The sequence below is a fragment of the Psychrobacillus sp. genome, assembly GCF_056205495.1.
This window is the reverse complement of record NZ_JBAEAP010000471.1, coordinates 1-6,767: the sequence shown is the minus strand read 5'-3', so window position 1 is coordinate 6,767 and position 6,767 is coordinate 1. Positions and strand designations below refer to the sequence as shown.

At 36.4% G+C, this 6,767-nt stretch carries 7 protein-coding genes; 4 read left to right on the top strand and 3 right to left on the bottom strand.

Annotated elements, in window-relative coordinates:
- Positions 1-54 precede the first annotated feature (54 nt).
- Both AC06OU_RS13660 and AC06OU_RS13655 read right to left on the bottom strand, forming a co-directional pair.
- Positions 55-876: a squalene/phytoene synthase family protein gene (locus AC06OU_RS13660; protein ID WP_475856473.1), complete on the bottom strand. Its 822-nt coding sequence runs from the start codon at positions 874-876 to the stop codon at positions 55-57.
- Between the two features lie 79 nt (positions 877-955).
- Positions 956-1,747: an SDR family NAD(P)-dependent oxidoreductase gene (locus AC06OU_RS13655; RefSeq protein ID WP_475856471.1), complete on the bottom strand. Its 792-nt coding sequence runs from the start codon at positions 1,745-1,747 to the stop codon at positions 956-958.
- Positions 1,748-1,874: 127 nt separating this feature from the next.
- On the opposite strand from AC06OU_RS13655, the gene AC06OU_RS13650 reads away from it, so the two are divergent.
- Both AC06OU_RS13650 and AC06OU_RS13645 read left to right on the top strand, forming a co-directional pair.
- A complete protein-coding gene (locus AC06OU_RS13650; protein WP_169359275.1) occupies positions 1,875-2,078 on the top strand; it encodes a YvdQ family spore coat protein in 204 nt (67 codons plus the stop codon).
- 20 nt (positions 2,079-2,098) lie between these two features.
- The gene (locus AC06OU_RS13645; RefSeq protein WP_342567349.1) at positions 2,099-2,410 is read left to right on the top strand and encodes a spore coat protein; all 312 of its coding nucleotides are present in this window, start codon (positions 2,099-2,101) and stop codon (positions 2,408-2,410) included.
- 37 nt (positions 2,411-2,447) lie between these two features.
- Here the strand turns inward: AC06OU_RS13645 and AC06OU_RS13640 are convergent, their stop codons facing one another.
- The gene (locus AC06OU_RS13640; RefSeq protein WP_169359277.1) at positions 2,448-4,106 is read right to left on the bottom strand and encodes a sulfite exporter TauE/SafE family protein; all 1,659 of its coding nucleotides are present in this window, start codon (positions 4,104-4,106) and stop codon (positions 2,448-2,450) included.
- Positions 4,107-4,601: 495 nt separating this feature from the next.
- On the opposite strand from AC06OU_RS13640, the gene AC06OU_RS13635 reads away from it, so the two are divergent.
- A complete protein-coding gene (locus AC06OU_RS13635; RefSeq protein WP_475856468.1) occupies positions 4,602-5,741 on the top strand; it encodes a YibE/F family protein in 1,140 nt (379 codons plus the stop codon).
- Complete coding sequence (locus AC06OU_RS13630) at positions 5,738-6,508, top strand: YibE/F family protein (RefSeq protein ID WP_475856466.1); 771 nt, start codon at positions 5,738-5,740, stop codon at positions 6,506-6,508. The genes AC06OU_RS13635 and AC06OU_RS13630 overlap by 4 nt, the downstream gene beginning before the upstream one ends.
- Positions 6,509-6,767 lie beyond the last annotated feature (259 nt).

Below are 6,767 nucleotides of genomic sequence, written 5' to 3'. Positions count from 1 at the left end.
CTATTAAAAAATCTCGAGACACTATATCTCGAGATTGCTTTAGTTTATTTAATTTTAAACTTCTGCCTGTACTTCAACCACAGTTTCTTCTACTTCAGAGCGACTCATTTTTTCTTTACCGCTCTTCAACGCTTTTAATGTTTTATGTGCTAGTGCAAGTGGCAGCTTGCAGAATAACAGAATACTTTTACGGTTAATGCTTTTTATATATTCGTCCGCTTTAGATAGGTTGTCCTCCGCATATTCAAACATATCTGTACGTGTCCATCCTTCAGGGAAAAATTGTACCCCACGCTCTTTATCTTCATCTTTATTTCTTAATATATTTACCGCTTGCAAGCCTCTTCCATATGCAATCGCTAAATCACGGTCAGTTTCAATATCCGCATTCCACTTCCATAGCTCAGAAAGCATTACACCAACAAGTCCAGCTACATAGTAGGTATACTCGTCTAGGTCTTCTTTTGTTTTTACTTGCCATTCCTTCTCTACCCACTTCGCCATTCCCTCTGCCATTTCAGCGGTATAGGTCTTAACAGTAGCCACTAAATCTGTTGGGCAGATTTCAAGCCAGTCGCCAAGTCGTAGAGAAACTGCTGGTAATTGCTCCTGATACGGAGCTACAAGTAGTTCATATTCTTTTTTGTCAAAACCATTTACAAGCATCTTGCTCGTTTCTAACAATAAACGTTGTTTTACTAGTGCATCCAATGTTTCATGGTCTTCAATCTCATCAATTGCACGCATACAAAGATATGCAGAAGCAACCGCCTTTTTCAGAGTGGGCTCTAAAAAAGTAATTGGAATATAAAAGGTTCTGCTTGTTTTCTTTAGCATATCCATTGCTTCTTTTTGTAATGTTGCTACTTCACGCACAACTAGGCGCCTCCATTTCACGTTCAAGATTCTATACCCTCTATTGTATCGGATTTTGCCTAAAAGATAAAATGACTCCTTACAGTTGTCGTAAATCTGTTACAACTTCACTAGTATAATATTGATCACTTTCCAAAAAACCTATCAGCTTGGATGCAACTTCCTCTGCACTACTTAACTGACCGGTCACTTTATACTCTCTAAATTTATTTACTAACGCAAATTCACTTTCTTTGGCTTCCCGAATCTTCCCTTGCATATTCGTATCAATAATTCCCGGAGCAATAGATACTAGATTTACACCATTTGTTTTCCTGGATTCCTCTAGCTGTACTGCTTCTGTAAAACGATCAAGTCCTGCCTTCCCAGCACAATAACTGCTCCACCCCTCATACCCATTTCGACCAGCGCCAGAAGAAATTTGCATAACTTTTTTCGGAATTTCTTTTTGTTCTGTCATTCTTATAAACGTTCCAGTTAATATCATAGGTGCAGTTAAGTTTACCGCAATGCTTTTAGCCACTAGATTAGAATCTATCTCTCCAGCTGTTCCTATTGGTTCGATGGTTCCTGCATTATTGATAAGGGTCAGTGATGTTGCCTCTTCTATCACGTTATTCAACAGCTCTTCTAGAGTTTCTGCTACCTTTTCGGTTGCTGCTAAATCTAATAGAACGTGATGATAATTAGGATGTTCAAGCTTACTTTCTCCCCTTGCAATACCAAATACTTTCTTATCTTTATCTATAAGTTGTTTTACAAGCTCTTGTCCGATCCCGCTAGTGGATCCAGTTACGATAACTACGTCCATCTTTTCTCCTCCTTTAACTACTGCTTCTATTAGCATATCCTTCCTTCTGTCTCCTTTCAAATATCCTTCTCCCTTTCTATTTAAATGAAAGACTGAAATTTATTTCAAGTAAAACTTTTTAGGATTAAAAGAAATAAAAGGGGGTAAATGATTTAAAACAAAATAATCTTGCATAGGAGGATTTCAAATGGCTACTAAAGAACTGGCATTGCACGAACAACTAGAGGTGCACGAGGTGTTAATCTTTAAAACTTCTTGTGTCGCAAAAAGCAAATTATTTATGGATTTAGTCCAAGACAAAAAATTAAAAGAAATTTTAGAGGAAGACTTAGAGCTTTCTACAAAGGCTATTAAGGATTTAAGAAAAGTCCTTGCAGACGCAAGCAAATAATTAATTAGGAGGAATTTAAAATGGCTACTAAAAAAGAGGAAACAAAAACAGAACAACAAGAAATGGCAATGATTGACGACTTAGCAATTGCTACCGATTTATTAATTACTTCTAAAGCAGCTGTTAGAAACCTAGCTACTGCAATTACGGAAACTGCGACTCCTTCTGTTAAGAAGCTGCTGCGTCGTGAGCTGGATAATGCTATTGATACACATGATAAAATCGCACAATACATGATTAAAAACGAAATGTATCACGCGTATGATTTAAACGAACAAATGGAGCATGACTTAGAAAAAGCTGATATTGCCTTAAATTTAGCGAAAAAATAGGGATTCGGAGATAACTCCAAATCCCTTTTTTATAGCACTACTCAATTCCCTCTATCGTTACTTCCTTCACTGGTAAGAATAACTCGCCAGTCTCTAAATATTTCACCTGTACCTTGTCGCCCACTTCCATGTATACAACGAATGGTGCCATTTCCGAAGAGACAATGTAATTTGCTTTATTGTCTAGTAGGAACGATACTTGGGTGAAGTCTCCTACACGTTCTTTAAATACACGAACTACTGTACCAGACACTGATTTTTCCTCGGCGCTAGAACTACCGTCTACAGTGCTTCCGCCACGCTGAATAGCTGTTTTATAAAGTTTTAACGCTTCATTTGGCGTATTCCCGTAAACAGAGATTTCCGGGTTCGCTGCTGACACGATAAAGTAGTTTTGTAGAAACCCGTTTGAGTCTAATACTGGTGTTAGCCAGCTTGCTTCTCCATAAAAATTATAGAGAACAGGCATTTCTCCAGACCATTTCTTTTCAATAAATTTCTTTTCAATAATTTGAAGTGCACCTTGTGAGTCCATATAGGAATCCTCTAGGTTACCAGTGTAATAGGTTGCTTTACCAGTTCGACCGTCTGTTAAGGAGTAACCAAGCATAGAGTCCACGCCTTCTTTTGGGCTAGTGAAATCTGTAAAATAATACATTTCTCCGTTTTCAGTGAAGATAGGACTTACATTAGCCTCCGTCCCTTCGTCTGAAGGAAGCTTCACTTCTTTTTTACCGATCAAGCTATTAATAAAACCATGTACATATTTTCCATAATAACTGTTTTGTAAGCTTACAGTTTCTGGTGAAACAGCACCATCAATAAATTCAGGTACATCTGCTAAAGCAAATGATTCCGTTTGACCTGTAGCTGGGTCTACAACAACGATCCCCTCTACATCAAAGCCATTACGTGCAGTGATAAATTTACCGTATGAACGAATATAGTATGGTTTTCCATCTTCATCGATTTCTAATTGGGCATCTCCATAGAAAATTTTAGTCGGATGCTTCATACGCATATGTCTTTCTAAGTTTTTATGAAGAAATGACGATGGTGTATAGGTCATTTGGGATTTCACAAATTTAGGGTTATCCGCTGAATCAGTTGCACTCATTGTGAAATAACCTGGCGTAACGTCTCCATTCCACCATTTGAAGAATCCTGAAAATTCTACCGGTGCGATATATACGTACTTGCCATTTACCTTTTGAATTTGCAAATTACCTAATTCATAGTAGCTTGTATCTGGTACTTGACCAAACGCCTTCTTCATTTTGTTACGCGCAAACTTAGGAGGAACACTCGCTGGTGTTTTCGTTTCATCGAATGCCTCAATTTCAACTTCTTCATCCATTTTTGCTACTTCATACTTTTTATCAGCATTCCACACAGGTGCTGATAGCATATAAATTGCTAAAGCTAAGCTTCCTAGTAAAAGGATACCTTTTACCTTTTGTTCTACACCTCTTGCCAAAAACGTTCCTGCAAAGGTGATCAATACTAGCCACGGCCATAAGGCAGTCCAGTTTCTATCTAAATTTGTTACATAATATATGATTGCGACTACAACGAACGTTAGGATTGCAAGTAAAGCAATAGAAGACACTTTATCCTTACGATCGCCGCCAAGTGGGACTACTAATAATGCAGTGAGTACTGCGACTACGGCTGAAATAATAAATACAAAAGCCATTTATCCATCCTTCTTTCTTTTTTTCTACTTCTTTATACGGTTGAAAGAAGAAATAGTTTCAAACTTTATCCCATATAGACCTCACTCTTACCAATTCTGGATCACAGCAGCTCTAATAGCCAGGTGTTCCCTTCCTTCCTAATCGGAACTCTAACCAAAAAACAATAGCTTACATCGTCCTCTGTGTGTTTAAGATGGTGTTCTAATAATTTTGAACAAAAGAACCACGGTTCACCGGGTTCTTTTTACATTTTCTAGCTTGTTTTACTTTGATACTGTTTTTTTCTAATGCAACAGTTATGGAGAAGCGTTTTTTGAAAATGTCTTTTTTCCTTTGTTATTAACGTTATACTCCAACCTATTCTATCTATCAAACATCTATCTAGTACCTTTAATAATTCGTTAAACGTCGGAGCTCATGTAAAATATAAATTGAAATTAGCTAAATTTACTTTTGAATTATATAATTAAATCTTGTTTACAGGAGGTGTGTACATGCTGTTTCTTCACAGAATATATCAAAAGACCACATGGAAACAGCGCATATTCGCGATTGTTCTCATATGTTGTGTTATTAGCTCGATTGTATTTGTGTACCATAATCATTCTCTATATAAAAATTCGATTGCAGAAGTCGTTGAAATGACTATAGACAACTCAGTAGAAGTAAAAGATATTCATCAAAATAAAGACGTATTATATACACAGCAAATAATCGCCGAAGTAAAAAATGGTCACGAAAAAGGTTTACTCGTTCATTTAACGAATGAGTTTTCAGAATCTCAAGCATTTGACCAGAAATTTGAAGTTGGCAGTGAAATTTTCATTTCTATTAATGAGCAAGTTGAAGAAGTCCAAGAAAACACTGGCACGATTACCGGTGTGAAACGTGATAAATATTTAGTCATCATTGCGTGGGTCTTTATCTTTGTACTTCTGCTCATTGGAAAAAAACAAGGATTGTTATCTGTTATTGGTTTAGCTTTTAATGCGATGCTACTTTGGTTCGCCTTAGACATTTATATCGATCATGCAAACCAGAGTCTGCTATGGATTTGTGGGGTTAGCATTATTTTATTTACCGTCGTTTCTTTATTACTCGTGAATGGGGTTAACGAAAAGACATTCGCTGCGATCATAGCTACACTGATTGGTACGTTTTCGTCACTTCTCATTACGTACATTGCTTTAGTCGTTACAGGTGAAAATGGCCTTCGTTATGAGGAATTACAATTTATAACGCGTCCATACAAAACTGTATTTTTAGCTGGCATTTTTATTGGTTCTTTAGGCGCCGTAATGGACGTCTCGATTACAATGTCTACTTCGATTTTTGGGTTGTATGAAAAAGACCCTACTATTTCTGTAAAAGATCTCACAAAATCTGGAATGGAAATCGGCAAGGATATTATGGGCACTATGACGAATATTTTATTTTTTGCTTATGTTAGTGGTTCAATCCCTACTCTGTTACTTTATTTTAAAAATTCGTCTACGCTCGGCTACACTCTTTCAATGAATCTTTCACTTGAGTTAGTTCGTGCATTAACAGGCGGTATCGGTATTGTTATCACGATTCCAATTGGGCTTTATACCGCTATATTTTTTGTCAAGAGAAGGAAGGCTAAGTTATGAATGTAATCGTTTTACTTGCCGGACTGTTATTCCTATTGATGACAGTCATAGGCGGACAAAAAGGCGTTCGTTCTTTTATTGCATTATTCTTTAATTTTGGAGTCATTATCGTTACGCTATTTTTTATGAATGCTCCAACGATAAATCCCATTTTATTAACATTTATCGCATGTGTGCTCATTAGTTGTATTAACCTCTTTTATATTAATAAAGTGAACCGCACAACGAAAACGGCTTTTATAGCTACGATTATTACAACCGTCATCTTAGTCGCCTTTATTACTGCTATAACAAATAAGGCAATGATACAAGGTTTTGGCGAAGAGGAAACAGAAGAGTTGGGGATGTTTTCATTTTACATTGGACTTGATTTCATAAAGATAGCTGTGTCGGTGATCATTATGAGTACAATTGGAGCCATCACAGATGCTGCCATTGCTATTGCATCGCCAATGCGTGAAATGCACTATCATCATCCAAATATCAAGCGCCAAGAGTTATTCCGTTTTGGAATAAGTATCGGACGCGATATTTTAGGAACGAGTACGAACACGCTTTTTTTTGCCTTCTTCGGTAGTTATTTGGCTTTACTTATATGGTTTAAAGACTTATCTTACTCTGTTGGAGAAATTGTTAATTCAAAAGTTTTTAGTAGCGAAATAATAACTATATGTTGTGCAGCAATAGGTGTCACATTAGTCATTCCAATTACCGCTTGGATCACCTCTTATTTTTTAGTAGGAAAACAGCGTGATAGGAAAAATTAAAATCCACAAAATACTTGAAAAAGTTTTTATATATTATTTTATCCAGTATCACTTTCTTGTTGGTTTATTTAACAACCGATAAATGCAATTTAGTTATTTGAATAGCTCTTAATTTACATACGGTAAACCAGACGGTCAGAATCTAAACCATTTGTTCTTACGTTCAACAAGTTAGATATTCCAAAGTCATATTCTATTCACTAGAAGTTAGTGATTAAAAAACAAGGCTAAAAACAAAAACCCTATAAGATGACCTTTT

What these genes read in the sequence shown, in the direction of transcription:
- AC06OU_RS13640 (WP_169359277.1), bottom strand. Translation starts at nt 4,106, where the DNA reads ATGGCTTTTGTATTTATTATTTCAGCCGTAGTCGCAGTACTCACTGCA.
- AC06OU_RS13650 (WP_169359275.1), top strand. Translation starts at nt 1,875, where the DNA reads ATGGCTACTAAAGAACTGGCATTGCACGAACAACTAGAGGTGCACGAG.
- AC06OU_RS13645 (WP_342567349.1), top strand. Translation starts at nt 2,099, where the DNA reads ATGGCTACTAAAAAAGAGGAAACAAAAACAGAACAACAAGAAATGGCA.
- AC06OU_RS13630 (WP_475856466.1), top strand. Translation starts at nt 5,738, where the DNA reads ATGAATGTAATCGTTTTACTTGCCGGACTGTTATTCCTATTGATGACA.
- AC06OU_RS13635 (WP_475856468.1), top strand. Translation starts at nt 4,602, where the DNA reads ATGCTGTTTCTTCACAGAATATATCAAAAGACCACATGGAAACAGCGC.